We start from the raw sequence: 16,309 nt of genomic DNA, 5'->3' as shown, positions 1-16,309 counted from the left end.
TTTTTAGTGCCTGTCCCAATATTTTTATGTAAGATGTATGAATGAAAACGATCTGTTTTTTAATATAATAAAGTCTGGGAATGCGGAAACTGTAGATGCCAAACTCAAACAGAACCCAAGTTTGGCAAACATAAAGGATTCCAGGGGGTTTACGCCTTTAATATTTGCCACATATTTTGACCAGAAGGATGTGGTTAAGTTACTGCTAAAACATAATGCCGAAGTGGATGCCACTGATGCCTCTGGCAATACGGCTTTGATAGGCGTGGCCTTTAAAGGGAATGTTGATTTTGCTGAACAACTTTTAAAGAAAGGGGCCAACATCAACGCTCAGAACAATTTAGGCTATACGCCTTTAATTTTTGCTACCCTTTATGGGCAAACAAAAATGGTGAAATTATTACTAAAGCATAATGCCGATAAAACTCTAAAAGACAAGGAAGAGAAAACAGCCTTGGATTATGCCAAGGAAAAGGGGGCTAACGAGATCGTTGTGCTTTTCGAGTGATTTTAGGTATGTGTTTTGTTTAAATATCCTTAAGCGAGGCTACAAAAATTTTTATAGGGTCACGCTCTTGCAAACAAAAAAACCACCTTAATCAAAGGTGGTTTTTATATATCTTCTTCTACTTCAGTTATGTGTCAATAGACCCCATAACACGTCCCATAAAGCTATTTAAAGCTTCTTTTTTCGGCGTACCTTCTTTCGTGATTTTGTACACTTCAATAGCGCCGTACATATTGGAAATTAATTCTCCAATAACATCCAATTCCTCGTCTTTTAAAGAAGGCACTTCGGTTAGGGCTTCCAAAGTTTCTATCGTTTCCACTATGAAATCTTCGTCGTTATCCTCGATAAAATTGGTTAAATGCTTAATTACTGGTAACTTCATTTACTAAGTCTTTTAAAACATCAAACTTGTTGGTTTGTACCTGATTTACAAATGCCCCTTTTTTAAATGTGGCAAATGTTGGCAGGTTATCCACTGTGGCTAATTTTCTTGATTCTGGGAACTTCTCCGCGTCGGCGATTACAAAAGTAACGTCTTCTAATTCAGAAGCTAACTTTTTTACCTTTGGTTTCATGATACGGCAGTTACCGCACCAACTGGCAGAATACTGCACCACAACGGTTTCATTGTCAGTAACTACTTCTTGTAAATTATCTTGCTCTAGTTCTTTTACCATAACTTTTTAATTTTCAATACCGATAGTTATCGGTGCTAAGTCCCAAATTCCAAATGAGTAATTTTGGGATTTGGAACTTAGATTTTTGGAATTTGTATTAAACGTGTGCTGCCAAATACTCAGCAACGCCTGTTCTGTTAGCATTCATTGCGTCTTTGCCTTCTTCCCAATTTGCTGGACAAACCTCACCTTTCTCTTGAACGTGCGTTAACGCATCCACTAAACGCAGATACTCTTGTACGTTTCTGCCCAAAGGCATGTTGTTGATGCTCTCGTGTTGTACAATTCCATCTTCATCTATAATGTAGGTTGCTCTATAAGTCACATTATCACCATCCACAAGAATCACTCCAGTGTCTTCATTATAAGTTTCGCTGGTGATATCTAAAATGCCAAGAGTGGAAGCTAAGTTTCTATTGGAATCAGCTAAAAGGGGATAGGTTACACCTTCAATACCTCCGTTATCCTTTTCTGTGTTTAACCATGCAAAATGTACTTCAGGGGTGTCACAGGATGCTCCAATAATAATGGTGTTTCGTTTTTCAAATTCCCCAAGAGCGGCTTGAAATGCATGAAGTTCTGTAGGACATACAAAGGTGAAATCCTTTGGGTACCAAAACAATACCACTTTTTTCTTGTTCTTGACTGCTTCTTCCAAAACGTTTAACTTAAAAGTGTCGCCCATTTCGTTCATCGCGTCAACATTTAAACTTGGAAATTTTTTCCCTACAAATGCCATAATATTCTATGTTTTAATAAGATTAATAATTTCAATTTGAAGCAAATCTAGTATTTCAAAATACCCTTGAAAATAGAATACAATTATTAAATCTTATATGATAATAGCGAATGCATATCAGATGAAAAAAGAGGTTGTTTTTTTAAGAATTACATAAAAAAACAGCATTGAAATTATGGACTTTTCAACAGTTTTGGATATGGCCTGAAATATGCTTATTTGGAATTTGAAAGTTCTTTTATCTTTATCCTGAAGGCGGCAAAAAGAAGGGTCATGAAAGGACTCAGCCAATTAAAAATGGCATAGAAGAAATAGTCAAAAACACTAACGCCAAGAACGCTACTGTGGTAGGCTCCGCAGGTGTTCCAGGGTATCAATGGTGAGGTTACTGTTCCGGAATCCTCAAGGGTTCTACTCAAATTTTCAGGAGCAAGTCCTCTATCCTCGAAGGCTTTTTTAAACATTTTACCAGGAACAACCAAAGCGAGATATTGATCGGACGCTGTTACATTTATTGCCAAACAGCTCACCACAGTGCTTGCAAATAGGCCAAAAGTCGATGTGGCCAGGTTTAGTAATTCTTTGCTGATTTTTGAAAGTGCGCCAATGGCGTCCATCACACCTCCAAAAACTACTGCGCAGATTATTAACCAAACAGTCCCCAGCATACCGTGCATGCCACCGGATGTAAAAAGGTCGCTTAAGCTTTCGTTTGATGTGTCTATGGCAATATCAACTGTCATCGCATTCATTATGCCCTTATATGCAGATTGAAAATTTAATGAGTCTGCTCCGGTTATGTCCTTAACAATTTCAGGCTGGGCAATAATGGCTACTAAGCCTCCAAGCAGAGTTCCAATAAGAAGTGCAACAAGAGGAGGTGTTTTTTTTACAATTAAAACAACAAGAACAAGGGGAACAAGAAACAACCACCCGCTAATATTGAATGTGGTATCAATGGTTGTTAGAATGGAGGAGGTGTCAGGAACCCCGCTAGTATCTACCGTAAAACCAATAATAATGAAAATAATAAGGGTAACGATTACTGTAGGTACGGTTGTTAAAGTCATGTACTTGATATGCGAGAACAGTTCGCCGCCGGCCATTATTGGAGTCAAGTTAGTGGTGTCACTAAGCGGTGACATTTTATCTCCAAAATAGGCACCCGAAAGTACAGCACCGGCTGTCATACCAAGTGATATGCCCAGAGCTTCCCCGATTCCAATCAATGCAATCCCGACTGTAGCTGCGGTAGTCCAAGAGCTACCTGTGGCTATAGAGGTAATTGAACAAATAATAACACATGCTGCCAAGAATATATTGGGGTTTAAAATCTGTAACCCATAATACATCATGGATGGGATAATACCGCTTATTAACCAAGTTCCGGCCAATGCTCCCACCATTAAAAGAATAAGAATCGCTCCGGTTGCAGATTTAATACTTTCAGAAACTTCGTCCAGCATTATGCTGTAAGAAACCTTGTTATAAAAGCCTACAATCGCAGCAACAGCCGCGCCAAGTAACAGAATAAATTGATTAGAGCCACTCAAAGCATCATCTCCATAAACATAAACATTGTAGGCTAACATTCCCACCAGGGCAAATAATGGGATTAGTGCTTCCCAAATGTTTAATTCGGTATTTTCAATAATATTTTGGTCGTTGGCTTTAAATTTAGAGATATTCTTGTCGTCTTTCATAGTCAATTATTAGGTACGTAATGTTACGACTTTATTGACTGCTTTCAAAATGATGTGACATTTGCCTAGAATGGGGTCTTAAGTAACAAGAAACCTAAAAATCTCGAAAATTCTGTTTTGTGCAATTTCCATATTAATAGCAATGGTCGCATGCTTTTTTCTGTATGTGGTCCTTATTATTATTGTTGTTTTAGAGGCAAAGGACTCAATTATTGGGAATAAAACCCCAAATTTATAGCTGTGTTTTTCGCTTTAGCAATTTCAGGCTTTGTTAGTAAAAATTTAATAATGCTAATGAATTAAGGTTTCCTGCATAAAGAAAGAACACTCAGATAAAAATATATAATAATGTATCCTTTCTTTTTAGGATATTTTAAACATAAAACTGTAAAAACTACTGATTTTCAATACTATTTCAGTAATTTTTCGTTAATATTGTTAGGAATTTGTAAATATTGCTATAACAAAAAAATGAAAAGGATTCTCTCACAATTCCTTTTATTATTGTCGCTTAATGTATTTGCCCAAGTTGGTATTGGTACAACAGCTCCGGTATCAACCTTGGACGTAAATGGCTCTTTTTCTGCAGATGTCTCAACTACTTCTGGGGCTCTTACCTTGGATGACACACATCACACAGTTGTTTTGGGAGGAAATCATAACATTACCTTGCCTGTTGCGAATACCTGTGACGGCAGAATATATGTAATAAAAAATCCAACAACCAATTCACCCGCCATTTCAAGTTACAATGATTTAAATGGTACCGCTACCACTACTTTGCAGAGCCAAACGACAATTTGGGTGCAAAGCGATGGTACAAACTGGGAGCAGATAGGCAAAAATAAAATTGCTTACGAGAAAGTAGTGATCTGGGCAGAAGAAGCGGGTAACATAAGCAATAACAACATGCAATGGTCTTATGGAAATGGAGATGCTGGTTTTATAGGGATTCCTTTGCCAGAAAGCTGGGAAGCCTATGCCGTGAGTTTTCATGCAGACAATACTTCAAATGCTTCAAATACTTTAATCGTTGCTGTAGTGGATATTTCAGGAAATGGCGCCTATACCGAATTTTTTAGGTTCACTGCATCAGGCGCAAATGATAACATGTCTTATACTGAGATTTTAGCAACTCCTGTGGCTATTCCTTCAGGTACTACTTTGGGTTTTCGTTCCATTACGGAGTCGGGGAATATCAACAGCGCGCGCGTTGCCGTTTGGCTTAGGCGCATCCCATAAATTTATAATACCGCAATACAAAATAGTTGGTTAACTTTGCCAACTTAAATGGATTCACTCACTCAAATAGTTTTAGGTGCCGCTTGCGGAGAAGCCGTTCTCGGTAAAAAGATTGGTAATAAGGCATTGCTGTTTGGAGCTATAGGTGGTACCATCCCAGATTTAGACGTTTACGTTGGGAGTTGGATTTACGGCAATGAAATTGATGCCATGCTGTTCCATCGTGGGTTTATGCACTCTATTGTGTTTTCCGTTTTGGCGGCCATTGTTTTAGGCTGGTTGTTGCATAAACTATACAATTGGGGGAAACGATTGGATATGACCACAAGAAACGACTGGATTAGTTTGTTTTTCTGGTCCTTGTTTACCCACCCCATTTTAGATGCATTTACGCCCTATGGGACACAATTGTTTGCACCCTTTAGTAATTACCGTGTGGCATTGAATAATATTGCCGTGGCCGATCCTGCTTATACCTTACCGTTTTTAATCTGTATGATTGTTTTGATGTTTTTCAAAAGGACATCAGTTAAACGGCGTTTGTGGTTAAAATGGGGAGTCGGCATCAGTTCGGCATACCTGATTTTTACTTTAGGAAATAAATTATATGTGGATTCGGTTTTTAGAAAATCGTTGAAGGATGCCGAAATCGAAGCTGTGCGTTTCACTAATCAACCAGCAATTTTCACCAATTTATTGTGGTACGCTATTGCCGAGACCGAAACCGACTACTACGTTGCGGATTATTCGTTGTTTGATAGTAAAAACCGTTTTTTGAATTTTAGAAAGGTACCCAAACAAAGAGATTTGAATCCTGCGGATTATGATGATATCAAAGGGCTGGCATGGTTTAGTAATTGGTATTATAGTATTTATAAATTGAATGAAAACGAATACCGCTACAATGATTTGCGCTATCCCCTTCTAGATGAAGAGGACCCCAATACCTCAGTGTTCAGTTTTGTGCTATACGAAAACGGAAATCGTCTCAACATGCGCCCATTTGCACCAAAATTTGATGGGATGGGGGAAGTTTTGAAATCCATTTGGGAACGTACTAAAGGTATTTAACTCACCTTTAGTTTTTGTGTTGTGGGCAGGATATCTAATTCTTTCATACAGTCCCGCATCATTTGGAAAGTGCGTTCAATATCGGCGTCTAAGCCTATTGAAAAACGAATCAATCCATCGCTTAGGCCCATTTCCTTTTGTTCTTCCTCAGGGATTTCAGAAGAGGTTGAAGTTCCTGGGGCAGAAAATAGGGTTTTGTAAAAGCCTAAACTAACTGCCAAATAGCCTAAGTTTCGGTGTTGCATCAGTTCCATCAACTCGTTGGCTTTATCCAGCGACCCTACATCAATGGTCAACATACCGCCAAAACCGTATTCGGCATTCATCATCGATTTAAATAAATTGTGAGAAGGGTGGGATGACAAACCCGGATAGACTGTTTTTAAACCGTCGTTTTCAAATTTTTGCGCCAAATACAATCCATTTTTGCCGTGCTGTTGCATCCGTATATGAAGTGTTCTAAGGTTTTTCAATATTGAAGATGCCCTAAGGCTGTCCATTGTGGAGCCGAGTAACATGCTGGCACCGTCATTTACATTTCTCAAATGATTAATGAAATCTTGAGTGCCACAAACCACACCACCCACAGTATCGCTCGAACCATTGATAAATTTGGTCAAGCTATGAATCACAACATCTGCTCCAAGAATTGCTGGGGATATTGAAAGCGGGGAAAAAGTATTATCCACTACCAACTTCAAACCATGTTTTTTAGCTATATCGGCCAGACCTTTTATATCCGCAACCTCCAAAAGGGGATTGCTAACCGATTCACAGTAAATTACTTTAGTATTTTTAGTGATTGAAGCCTCAACGGCATCCAAATTTGTAATATCAACAAAAGTGGTGTCAATTTTAAATTTAGGGGTGAAGTTCTTAAAAAACGCATAGGTGCCCCCATAAATGGTCCGGCTGGATACAATATGTTCGCCCGCATTGCACAACTGCAAAATCGTTGAAGTTATAGCGCCCATACCTGAAGCCGTAACGTTAGCCGTTTCGGTATGCTCCATGGCAGCCAAAGCCTCTCCTAAATATAGGTTGGAAGGGGAGGAGTGTCGAGAGTAAAGGTAGCACCCATCAGCATTGCCTTCAAAGGTATCAAACATCGTCTTTGCCGATAAAAAGGTATAGGTGGAGGAATCGGAGATGGATGGGTTTACCCCTCCAAATTCACCGAAATATTGCAAGTCTTGGATATTATTTGCTGGTTTAAAACTCATAGTCATAGGGATTTAATTTCACTAAATTAACCATATGTAGAAATAAAATCAATGATTATGTTTATTTTAAGAAAATAAAACTATTTTTAATGCTATAATTGGAATAATTATCTAAAATTTATAAATTGATGCTGATTTAAATGAAAATTTTTCAAATATGACTTTCGACCAGACCGACAAAAGATTATTGGAGCATCTTCAAATGGATAGTAAACAAACCAACAAAGAGCTCTCCAACAAGCTAGGACTTTCTTTGACTGCGGTTTATGAGCGGATTAAGAAACTAGAAAAAGAAGGTTTTATTGATGGATACACAACTTTGATCAATAAGCAGAAAATTGGAAGAAATTTTGTAGTTTTCTGTCATGTAAAGCTATTGCAACATAGCCAAGAATATGTGGTGAGCTTTGAAAGAGAAGTTAATCGCCTTGATGAGGTTTTGGAATGTTACCATATCAGTGGGGATTATGACTATCTCCTTAAAGTAATTGTTGAAAACATGAATGCCTTTCGGCAATTTATGGTGAAAAAATTGACCACCATTAACCATATCGGTAGCACACATAGTATGTTTGTCATTAGTGAAGTAAAGCAAAATCATGTGATTCTGTTATGATCAAAACATTTTATTATAAGTGTTTAGAGTTTTTCGTTCTCTTTGTGGTATTGCCCATAAGCTTTGTGGTAGGTACTTCACCTATCGTCAAAACAGTAACAGGCCTTGTCGGCTTTCTGTATGTGGTTTATGTGCTTTTGGTGGTGGAAAAAGAAAAATTCAGACTAGCAAAAAACCTTAAATGGATATTGTTTTGGCGGGATACCTTACTCAAGTTTTCAGTAATTGTTGCCTTGACTACTATTTTTGTCAATGTAACTGACAAAGAATCATTATTCAATGTGGTACTCAATAAACCAAAACTATGGGTCTTTATTCTTTTTGTGTATTCACTGCTATCGGTATATCCGCAGGAAATCATTTTCCGTACATTTTTCTTCAAGCGCTATGCTCGATTCTTTAGGGACAAACGGTTACTCATATTGGTTAATGCAGTACTTTTTTCATTGGCCCACCTTTTTTATGGCAATAACTTTGTACTGTTAATTACCTTTTTGGGCGGTTTATTGTTTGCTTGGACTTATGTAGAAACCAAATCCACAATTATGGTTTCCATTGAACATGCCATTTACGGATGCTGGTTATTCACTGTGGGAATGGGGGAAATATTAGGCTTTCCTACCTGATAACTTACAGGAAATCGTACATAGTTAAATCTTTTTGCTATTTTTAGGGAAGCTATTATTAACCAATAACTTAATTAAAGATGAAAAAATTAGGATTACTTATTGTTGGATTTATTATCGGTGCTGTTTTGACGTACTATTTTTGTCCTCGTGAAGCCGAAATGATAACGGAGATGGAGATAGTTAAACCAAAAGGTGTGATTTCGGTCGCCGAGGCTAAAGTGTTAAATGATAACTGGACGAAATCAAGGAAGAGTGTTCTGGATTCTATTACAGAAAGAAGCGTCGGGAAAGAAGACAACCGTTCAACTTGGTGGCCGATTGACGATGTTGAGAAATATATAGGTTATGCAAAAAGTGAGGCCAGTAAAAGCGGAAATACTTTAACTGGTCTGCGTGTTTACCTTGGAGTTTATGGAAGCAGCGCAGGGGAAAGTAAAAAAGATTTAACTACTATGTTTATAGTTCCTACTGGTGAAAAGTCGACTTTGGAGGCGAGTTTCATCAATCTTAGTTTACAAAACAATAACGACTTGCCAATACCTCCACTTAACGAAGGCGGTGGTTCTCCTCCTCCTTATAACCCCTAAAGTCTTAATATTTTTGAAAGAGATTTTTCTTGATAATTATAGTCTCTTAACGCATATTGTAGAATCCCTGGCTGCTGGAATGGGCTTATTGTGCTATAATAGGTATAAGCATTCTGCAACCAGGTATTTTATTATTTTCCTGGTTTATGTGGCAGTATGTGATTTTATAGGAGCATATTCAATATTGATAGATCAAAATAGGGGTTTAAGTTTTTTAAGGGGAACAGTATTCGAGAAAAATTACTGGTGGTATACTTTATTTTGGAAAATTGGGGCAGTTTTATTTTTTGCCTACTACTATCGTAAAGTCATAAAAAGTAAAAGGTTCAAAACTGTTTTGAAGTTCAGTGCTTATGGTTTTCTAACGCTCTCTTTATTTCAGATAATCCTCAAATGGGAATCATTCTTTACTGGTTATTTTGCTATTATCAGTGTTTTAGGAGCAATAATCGTTTTGCTCTGTACCTGTTTTTATTTTATTGAGATTTTAAATACAGATAAGATTTTGAGCTTTTATAAATCCGTTAACTTCTACATCACATCATCCATATTCATTTGGTGGCTAATTTTGACGCCACTGGTTTTCTTTGATATTTATGGTGCTTATGAAGTAAACAGTCCATTTAGGGATAATGAATATCTTGTACTAAGAAGATATATTTACTTATTTGCCAATTTGTTTTTGTATTTAACTTTTACCTTTGCCTTGATATGGTGCAGACCGGAGAAAAATTAACAAGTACGCCCGCAGAGCGTTATTTGCTGGTGTACATGATTTTGGTACTGATAGTGATAACGGCATTAGTTATCGTGTTTTTTGTGGTATTCCAAAGACGGAAAAACAAGTTGCTTCTAGATAAAGTGAAACAGCAACAGGCTTTTGAAGAAGAAATCATTCAGGCGCAGACTGAAGCCCAGGAGCAAACCCTTAAGAATATTGGTTGGGAACTGCATGATAATGTGGGGCAACTGTTGTCCTTTGCAAATATGCAATTAAGTATTTTAAAAATGCAGGTTTCTGATGAGGTTAAGGGAAAATTCAAGGATACCACCGAAGCACTCAGTAATGGGCTAAAAGAGGTGAGGGCATTGTCCCGAACGTTGAATAACGATGTGATTTTAAATATCGGTTTTGAAAAATCGATCACCAACGAATTGGACCGATTAAAACGGATGAAATTCAAATCGGCAGAACTTAATATTCAAGGCGAAAGAGTAGATTTTAAAGACCGCAAACATGAAATTGTGATTTTTAGAATTTTACAGGAGTTTTTGTCCAATTCCGTAAAATACTCAGAGGCAGAAAACATAAATATCAGCATAAAATATCAAGGGGACAACATTCTGATTACCGCCAAAGATGACGGCAAAGGGTTTGATGAGAATAAAGTTGAAAAAGGCTCTGGGCTTATCAACATGAAAAGTCGCGCAGAGTTGATTGGCGCTACTTTGGATTTAAAATCCCAACCTAACGAAGGAGTTGAGTTAAAATTAATTTATTCATTAAAATCCTAATTTAGCCCAAATATTTAAAGACCTTTTTAAGAAAATTCAATTTGCCGGAGTATGGCGGGTAACGGAAAGGCATATCCAGCCAAGTACCCCGTTTCAATATGGATTTTTCATGCGAAAAGGTGTCGAAACCATGCTTCCCGTGGTACTTGCCCATGCCACTGTTGCCAATACCTCCAAAGGGCAAGTTTGGGTTGCCAAAATGTACCATGGTGTCATTAATTGCTCCACCTCCAAAATTGAATTTCTCAATAGTTTCAGCAACAAAATTCTTGTTTTTAGAAAATATATAGAATGCCAAAGGCTTCTCTAAACTCCATATAATTTCTTCGATGTCCTTTTTGGCTTCATAAGTTAAAATTGGTAGTACCGGCCCAAAAATTTCTTCAATCATAATTGGACTTTTTAGGCCAGGATTGTCGATTAGAGTGGGGCCGATATAGCTGTCCGTTGCATCAATCTCTCCTCCAAATATCACGGTCTCTTGTGCTATCAACTCTTTCAGTCGATTTAAGTTTCTTGAATTGATAATTCGCGGGAAATCCTTAGATTTTTGAGGATTATTGCCGTATCGCCTTATAATCTCTTTTTTTAGAACTTCAATTAAATCGTCTTTCGCATTCGATTTTACAATAACAAAATCCGGTGCAATACAAGTCTGCCCGCCGTTTAAAAGTTTGCCCCATACTATACGTCTAGCAACTAATTTTAAGTCGACCGTACCATCAATGATACAAGGCGTTTTTCCTCCCAGTTCTAATGTGGTGGGGGTTAAATGTTGGGCAGCTACTTTTGCCACGATTTTGCCCACCCTAGGGCTTCCTGTAAAGAAGATGTAATCCCATTTTTGTGCTAGCAATTCTGTAGACATTTCCACACCACCTTCAACAGATAAGGCTATTTCGGGAGGGAACACTTTGCCGATAATTTCAGAAATTAATTTGGAGGTGTTAGTTGTAAGTTCGCTGGGTTTTAATACAACGGTGTTTCCAGCTGCAATGGCCATTATAAAGGGTTCTATGGCCAACAAAAAAGGGTAGTTCCAGGGGGCGATGATTAAAACTGTGCCATAAGGGTCTTTGTAAATGTAGTCTCTTGAAGGAAAGGTTAACAACGAAGAGGAGACACGCTTTGGTCTTGCCCATTTTTTAAGGTTTTTAATGGCCAAATCCAATTCAGAAATCACTAGTCCAAGTTCGCTCAGGTGGGTTTCAAATTCAGATTTTTTAAAGTCGGCGTAAAGTGCTTCGTAAATCTGCTTTTCACTATTTAAAAGTTCTATTTTTAGTGCTTTCAAAAGCGACAACCTGTATTGAATGTCCTTAGTTTTTTGGGACCTGAAGTATTGACGTTGCCCGTCAATAATATTTTGAATGGTATCCAATTAAAATGGTTTTTATAAAGATATTCAATTTAAGACAAACAGGCGTTCCAAAGAGGATCACTTGGCAATGGTGCCTCAACGGAAATCGGCTCTTTTCTCACCGGATGGATAAATTCAATATGCCTGGCATGAAGATGAATACTAGCATCTTTATTGCTTCTGTCAAAACCATATTTCAAATCACCTTTAATAGGACAACCAATTTTGGACAGTTGTGAACGGATTTGATGGTGTCTCCCTGTTTCCAATTGGATTTCAAGAAGATAATAATTGTCTAGTTTTTTGATGGTTTTATAATGAAGAATGGCCTTTTTACTGTCTCTTATTTCCTTTAGGTGAGCTGTGGATTTATTGTTTTTAGGGTTCTTTTTTAGCCAATGAATAAGGGTGTCTTTATGTTTTGGGGTTTCTTTTTTTACAACCGCCCAATAAGTTTTTTGAATGTCTTTCGAAAGAAATAGTTTATTGAGTCTTGGCAGTGCTTTACTGGTTTTAGCAAATATTACAAGACCTGTTGTAGGCCTGTCCAAACGGTGAACGGTGCCCAGAAACACATTTCCAGGTTTATTGTACTTGCCTTTTATGTACGCTTTCACTACATCACTCAAAGGTGTATCACCTGTTTTATCTCCTTGTACAATGTCACCAGCCCTTTTGTTTACGATTATGAGATGGTTGTCTTCGTATAAAACTTGAAGATTATCTTTATTTGAAACTATTTTACAGGACACAAATTTTCAAATATTTTTTGCTAAAAGCTAAAAGCTAAAAGCTAAAAGCTAAAAGCTACTAATACGACTCACTTTCATTAGGGAAATCCTGGGATTTAACATCATCCACATACTTCGAAATAGCATTGGTCATATCCTCATATAAACTTAAGTAGCGCCTTAAAAACCTAGGATTGAATTCGTGGGTCATCCCGATCATGTCGTGGAGTACCAGAACTTGGCCGTCCACGTCAGGTCCCGCTCCGATTCCGATAATGGGAATGCTAACGCTTTCTGCAACCTGCTTAGCCAGTTTTGCGGGAATCTTTTCGAGGACAATTGCAAAACAGCCCAAACGTTCTAGCATTTTGGCATCTTCAATAAGTTGCTCGGCTTCTTGTTCTTCTTTTGCACGGACAGTATAAGTGCCAAATTTATAAATGGATTGTGGGGTCAAACCTAAATGTCCCATTACGGGTATACCAGCATTTAAAATACGTTTGATAGATTCCTTTATTTCTTTACCACCTTCTAATTTAACTGAATGCGCACCACTTTCCTTCATAATCCTAATGGCAGAACGCAACGCCTCTTTTGGGTCACTTTGATAACTCCCAAAGGGCAAGTCAACAACAATCAAAGCACGATAAATAGCTCTTACCACCGAAGAAGCATGATAAATCATTTGGTCCAAAGTAATCGGTAAGGTAGTTTCATGCCCGGCCATCACATTACTTGCAGAATCTCCAACCAAAATAACGTCAACCCCGGCACCGTCCACTATTTTTGCCATGGTATAATCGTACGCCGTTAACATAGATATCTTTTCGCCCGCGGCCTTCATGTCAACTAAGGATTTTACGGTAACGCGTTTGTACTCTTTCTTGGCTGTGGACATGTTGCTTCAGTTTTAGTTAGCACGTAAAAATACTAAATAAAGCAGATACTGTTAAACTTTTCTTTAAGCCTGTAATCACGGCTTGGTTATGTGCTACTTTAGTGAAAAGTTATTTTCTATGGTCAGGTTTGTTTTTTATTTAGTGCTTTTAGTTGTTTCAACCGTTCAGTCGCAATCATTCGAAAACACTAGTGCTAAGGCAACAATTGAAACATTTTTTGAAGGTTTTCATAAAGGGGACACAATCTTAATGAAATCAGTAATGGCTGATAAGGTTTTGATGCAGACCGCTTTTAGGAATAAAAAAGGGGAGGATGTTTTGGTGACTGATGACCCGGCCAAATTCATCAATGCGATAGCCAACAGGCCAGTTGACCAAAAATGGGAGGAGTGTCTATTGGATTATAGCATTCAGATTGATGGAAATATGGCCAATGTTTGGACACCTTATGAGTTTTGGTTTAATGGTGAATTCAGTCATTGTGGTGTGAATTCTTTTCAGTTGTTTAATGACGGCGGGCAATGGAAGATTATTTATATGATCGATACCAGGAGATGTTCAACCTGCGATAGAACGTAAGCTCTAATTAGGAAAACCATTGGCTATTATGCCTTTTAAAAAACAACTATTTCCGTTTAATCAACTTAAATGTTTTTTCCTTTCCGTTTTGATTAATTTTTAAAATATAAATGCCTAAGGAAAGCACTCCCGCATTGATAGGCAAACGGTAATTCTGTTGATTTTCAGCTAAATCTATGTTATTGCTGGTGATGGATCTACCCATGATGTCGTATAAATGATAGGACACCGGAGTGTTTTGCTCCAAAGCCACGATTCTCAGATTGATGTCACTTTGAAACGGATTGGGGTAAATTGAGGCGTTGTAGCCATCTTCTTCTTCAACCACGATAAATGGGTCGGTAATGGCAATTTTAATTTCGCTCATTGCCATACAGTCTCCCCCATAGTTTGTATTCGGGGTTATCAGCACATACCTTGCTTTTGTACCTTCAAAATCAGGTCCTTCTGCGCCTTCATAAGTTGATGAGCCTGAAGCTCGGTCCATAGTGAAACTACCAAGATTGTCCCACGTAAAACCGTCTAATGAATAATCAATAGTGTATTCATTTATGCCATAATCCAAATGTTTTACTTCGTTAGCGTTCCATATTTTGGTTTCATTTAATACATAATCATATCCCAAATCATATAAAATCCAATGGGTGCTACCATAGGATGAAATTGGATTAGGGGATGGCTCACAGGATACCCAGCCATCATACCAGTTGGTACTATGCCTGTCTTGGAAGCATTGCCCATGAATAGCCAGGCTACCGGTAATAAAAATTAAAACTGTCAGTATGTGAAATTGTTTTATCATAGCATGCTCATATTCATAAAACCTAAAGGTGGCGTACCGCTGTTGGTATCATAAAATTTTGAAAGGTTCGGCAATATTGTACTGAGTTCAGAGGGTGCTACGCCAAACCATAGTGCCAATTCGGCCATATATAAGTCGGCCGCAGTAGTGGGAATCATTACGCCATCGCGTAAATCTTGCTCGCTATCCAAGGCCAATGTAGGGTAGTCCCCATATATTTCCTTTCCATTTACGGCCCCACCCATCATAAAAGCATTGCCTCCCCAGGCATGGTCCGTTCCATTTCCGTTGGACGTCAATGTTCTTGCAAAGTCCGAAACGCTAAAAGTGGTGACGCAATCGTTGGTGTTCAGCTCAAACATCAAGCTATTGAAATAGTTAAGCGCATCATTCACTAGGGTTAAGTTATCAGCATGATTTATCAAAAGTTCATCGTGATGGTCCCAACCACCCAGTTGCACAAAAAATATTTGTCTCGAAAACCCAAGGGTATTTCTTGAGCCAATGGTTTTCGCCACCATTCGCAGTTGTGCGGCCAAATCGTTTTCCTCAGGAAGCGGTGTAACAAATTCGGGAATACTATCTACGGCCGACTGAAATTCTAAATTAGATTCGTTTGAGGCTTTGATGGTATTTTTATAAGTATTCTTGAAAACATCCTGATAATCCCTCTCGAGCATTGAGTTGAGTGCATCGGTTCTAAGGCTGTTGAATAGGTCATCTTCACCGTACCCTCTAATACCAACACTCCCTTCGTTGCCAATGGCATAGGGGATAATTTGGTCCCCACGTTGAAAAATGTTACTGCCTCTAAGCGAAATGTTCATTGAAATCTTATCGCTGGAGTTCATAGATTGTACCAAATCGGCAATTTTACCTCCCCAGCCGATATTGGTTCGCTCATTGGGTCTTCCGGTTTGCCACTGCTGAATTTGGTCGGCATGTGAAAAAAGTCCCAAAGGTGTTTTGACTACATTATTTTTTATATCAGATTTGGTAGATGGTTCTATTAAAGTACCAACGTTCGCCAAAAACGCCAAGTTGCCACTTTCAAAAATTTGCCTCATATCGGGCATTGAGGGATGTAGTCCAAACGTTCTACCATCACTGGTATTTGGATTGATTTGCAACACTTCATTTTGCCCAATAGCTAAGTTAGAGCGTGTGGTAGCGTATTCGTTATATTCATTATTTCCTTTCGGAATGAGCATATTGAAGGAATCATTACCGCCTCCCAGCATCAGGCACACCAAAGCTTTGTAATTCCCATTAGCCGTGATGACGGCCGAATTGTCCATGGCCGATGCTGCCATCGCTTTCAGATTAATCAACGATGAAAATAGTGTTGTGTATCCCAGTGCTGCACAGGAATCCCCAATGAATTTTCGTCGTGAAATGTTATTTTTATTATGTTTTGTCATGATG

At 38.2% G+C, this 16,309-nt stretch carries 19 protein-coding genes; 9 read left to right on the top strand and 10 right to left on the bottom strand.

What is annotated here, in order from left to right:
* The first annotated feature begins 37 nt into the window (after positions 1 to 37).
* Complete coding sequence (locus tag ACFSR8_RS09115; protein ID WP_380291249.1) at positions 38 to 508, top strand: ankyrin repeat domain-containing protein; 471 nt, start codon at positions 38 to 40, stop codon at positions 506 to 508.
* 127 nt (positions 509 to 635) lie between these two features.
* On the opposite strand, the gene ACFSR8_RS09110 is transcribed toward ACFSR8_RS09115, so the two are convergent.
* The 4 genes from ACFSR8_RS09110 to nhaC all read right to left on the bottom strand — a co-directional run bounded on the left by ACFSR8_RS09110 (position 636) and on the right by nhaC (position 3,630).
* Positions 636 to 893: a DUF6952 family protein gene (locus ACFSR8_RS09110; RefSeq protein WP_380291247.1), complete on the bottom strand. Its 258-nt coding sequence runs from the start codon at positions 891 to 893 to the stop codon at positions 636 to 638.
* Positions 874 to 1,188, bottom strand: a complete 315-nt coding sequence (locus ACFSR8_RS09105; protein ID WP_380291245.1) for a thioredoxin family protein — start codon at positions 1,186 to 1,188, stop codon at positions 874 to 876. Before ACFSR8_RS09105 ends, ACFSR8_RS09110 begins: the two co-directional genes overlap by 20 nt.
* 97 nt (positions 1,189 to 1,285) lie before the next feature.
* On the bottom strand, positions 1,286 to 1,927 hold the full coding sequence (locus ACFSR8_RS09100) for a peroxiredoxin (protein ID WP_380291243.1): 642 nt from the start codon (positions 1,925 to 1,927) through the stop codon (positions 1,286 to 1,288).
* A gap of 215 nt (positions 1,928 to 2,142) precedes the next feature.
* Complete coding sequence (gene nhaC / locus ACFSR8_RS09095; RefSeq protein WP_380291240.1) at positions 2,143 to 3,630, bottom strand: Na+/H+ antiporter NhaC; 1,488 nt, start codon at positions 3,628 to 3,630, stop codon at positions 2,143 to 2,145.
* A gap of 471 nt (positions 3,631 to 4,101) precedes the next feature.
* Between nhaC and ACFSR8_RS09090 the strand changes: the two genes are divergently transcribed.
* Both ACFSR8_RS09090 and ACFSR8_RS09085 read left to right on the top strand, forming a co-directional pair.
* Positions 4,102 to 4,872 carry a hypothetical protein gene (locus tag ACFSR8_RS09090; protein WP_380291238.1) on the top strand — a complete coding sequence of 257 codons (771 nt, stop codon included), beginning with the start codon at positions 4,102 to 4,104 and terminating at the stop codon, positions 4,870 to 4,872.
* 48 nt (positions 4,873 to 4,920) lie between these two features.
* Complete coding sequence (locus ACFSR8_RS09085; RefSeq protein WP_380291236.1) at positions 4,921 to 5,943, top strand: metal-dependent hydrolase; 1,023 nt, start codon at positions 4,921 to 4,923, stop codon at positions 5,941 to 5,943.
* Here the strand turns inward: ACFSR8_RS09085 and ACFSR8_RS09080 are convergent.
* Positions 5,940 to 7,166 carry an aminotransferase class I/II-fold pyridoxal phosphate-dependent enzyme gene (locus ACFSR8_RS09080; RefSeq protein ID WP_380291234.1) on the bottom strand — a complete coding sequence of 409 codons (1,227 nt, stop codon included), beginning with the start codon at positions 7,164 to 7,166 and terminating at the stop codon, positions 5,940 to 5,942. The two genes, ACFSR8_RS09085 and ACFSR8_RS09080, sit on opposite strands and share 4 nt — an antisense overlap.
* 157 nt (positions 7,167 to 7,323) lie before the next feature.
* On the opposite strand from ACFSR8_RS09080, the gene ACFSR8_RS09075 reads away from it, so the two are divergent.
* From ACFSR8_RS09075 to ACFSR8_RS09055, 5 genes are all read left to right on the top strand, one after another.
* The gene (locus tag ACFSR8_RS09075; protein ID WP_380291232.1) at positions 7,324 to 7,782 is read left to right on the top strand and encodes an Lrp/AsnC family transcriptional regulator; all 459 of its coding nucleotides are present in this window, start codon (positions 7,324 to 7,326) and stop codon (positions 7,780 to 7,782) included.
* Positions 7,779 to 8,408 carry a CPBP family intramembrane glutamic endopeptidase gene (locus tag ACFSR8_RS09070; protein WP_380291230.1) on the top strand — a complete coding sequence of 210 codons (630 nt, stop codon included), beginning with the start codon at positions 7,779 to 7,781 and terminating at the stop codon, positions 8,406 to 8,408. Before ACFSR8_RS09075 ends, ACFSR8_RS09070 begins: the two co-directional genes overlap by 4 nt.
* 80 nt (positions 8,409 to 8,488) lie before the next feature.
* Positions 8,489 to 8,998, top strand: a complete 510-nt coding sequence (locus ACFSR8_RS09065; RefSeq protein WP_380291228.1) for a hypothetical protein — start codon at positions 8,489 to 8,491, stop codon at positions 8,996 to 8,998.
* A gap of 13 nt (positions 8,999 to 9,011) precedes the next feature.
* The gene (locus ACFSR8_RS09060; protein ID WP_380291226.1) at positions 9,012 to 9,734 is read left to right on the top strand and encodes a hypothetical protein; all 723 of its coding nucleotides are present in this window, start codon (positions 9,012 to 9,014) and stop codon (positions 9,732 to 9,734) included.
* Positions 9,710 to 10,513 carry a sensor histidine kinase gene (locus ACFSR8_RS09055; RefSeq protein ID WP_380291224.1) on the top strand — a complete coding sequence of 268 codons (804 nt, stop codon included), beginning with the start codon at positions 9,710 to 9,712 and terminating at the stop codon, positions 10,511 to 10,513. Before ACFSR8_RS09060 ends, ACFSR8_RS09055 begins: the two co-directional genes overlap by 25 nt.
* A gap of 1 nt (position 10,514) precedes the next feature.
* Here ACFSR8_RS09055 and ACFSR8_RS09050 read toward each other — a convergent pair whose 3' ends face one another.
* From ACFSR8_RS09050 to panB, 3 genes are read right to left on the bottom strand one after another with little or no spacing between them, the layout of a single operon-like run.
* On the bottom strand, positions 10,515 to 11,894 hold the full coding sequence (locus ACFSR8_RS09050; RefSeq protein ID WP_380291222.1) for an aldehyde dehydrogenase: 1,380 nt from the start codon (positions 11,892 to 11,894) through the stop codon (positions 10,515 to 10,517).
* 29 nt (positions 11,895 to 11,923) lie between these two features.
* Positions 11,924 to 12,625, bottom strand: a complete 702-nt coding sequence (locus ACFSR8_RS09045) for an RluA family pseudouridine synthase (RefSeq protein WP_380291220.1) — start codon at positions 12,623 to 12,625, stop codon at positions 11,924 to 11,926.
* 58 nt (positions 12,626 to 12,683) lie between these two features.
* Positions 12,684 to 13,502: a 3-methyl-2-oxobutanoate hydroxymethyltransferase gene (panB, locus tag ACFSR8_RS09040; protein WP_380291218.1), complete on the bottom strand. Its 819-nt coding sequence runs from the start codon at positions 13,500 to 13,502 to the stop codon at positions 12,684 to 12,686.
* A gap of 118 nt (positions 13,503 to 13,620) precedes the next feature.
* On the opposite strand from panB, the gene ACFSR8_RS09035 reads away from it, so the two are divergent.
* The gene (locus tag ACFSR8_RS09035; RefSeq protein WP_380291216.1) at positions 13,621 to 14,082 is read left to right on the top strand and encodes a nuclear transport factor 2 family protein; all 462 of its coding nucleotides are present in this window, start codon (positions 13,621 to 13,623) and stop codon (positions 14,080 to 14,082) included.
* A gap of 46 nt (positions 14,083 to 14,128) precedes the next feature.
* On the opposite strand, the gene ACFSR8_RS09030 is transcribed toward ACFSR8_RS09035, so the two are convergent.
* Positions 14,129 to 14,884: a T9SS type A sorting domain-containing protein gene (locus tag ACFSR8_RS09030; RefSeq protein ID WP_380291214.1), complete on the bottom strand. Its 756-nt coding sequence runs from the start codon at positions 14,882 to 14,884 to the stop codon at positions 14,129 to 14,131.
* Positions 14,881 to 16,305, bottom strand: a complete 1,425-nt coding sequence (locus ACFSR8_RS09025) for a DUF1501 domain-containing protein (protein ID WP_380291212.1) — start codon at positions 16,303 to 16,305, stop codon at positions 14,881 to 14,883. Before ACFSR8_RS09025 ends, ACFSR8_RS09030 begins: the two co-directional genes overlap by 4 nt.
* Between the last annotated feature and the right edge of the window lie 4 nt (positions 16,306 to 16,309).

The organism is Hyunsoonleella rubra, from assembly GCF_042684665.1.
Classification (GTDB): Bacteria; Bacteroidota; Bacteroidia; order Flavobacteriales; family Flavobacteriaceae; genus Jejuia; species Jejuia rubra.
Note: the sequence above shows the minus strand (reverse complement) of the source record. Positions and strands in the feature narration are given on the sequence as shown.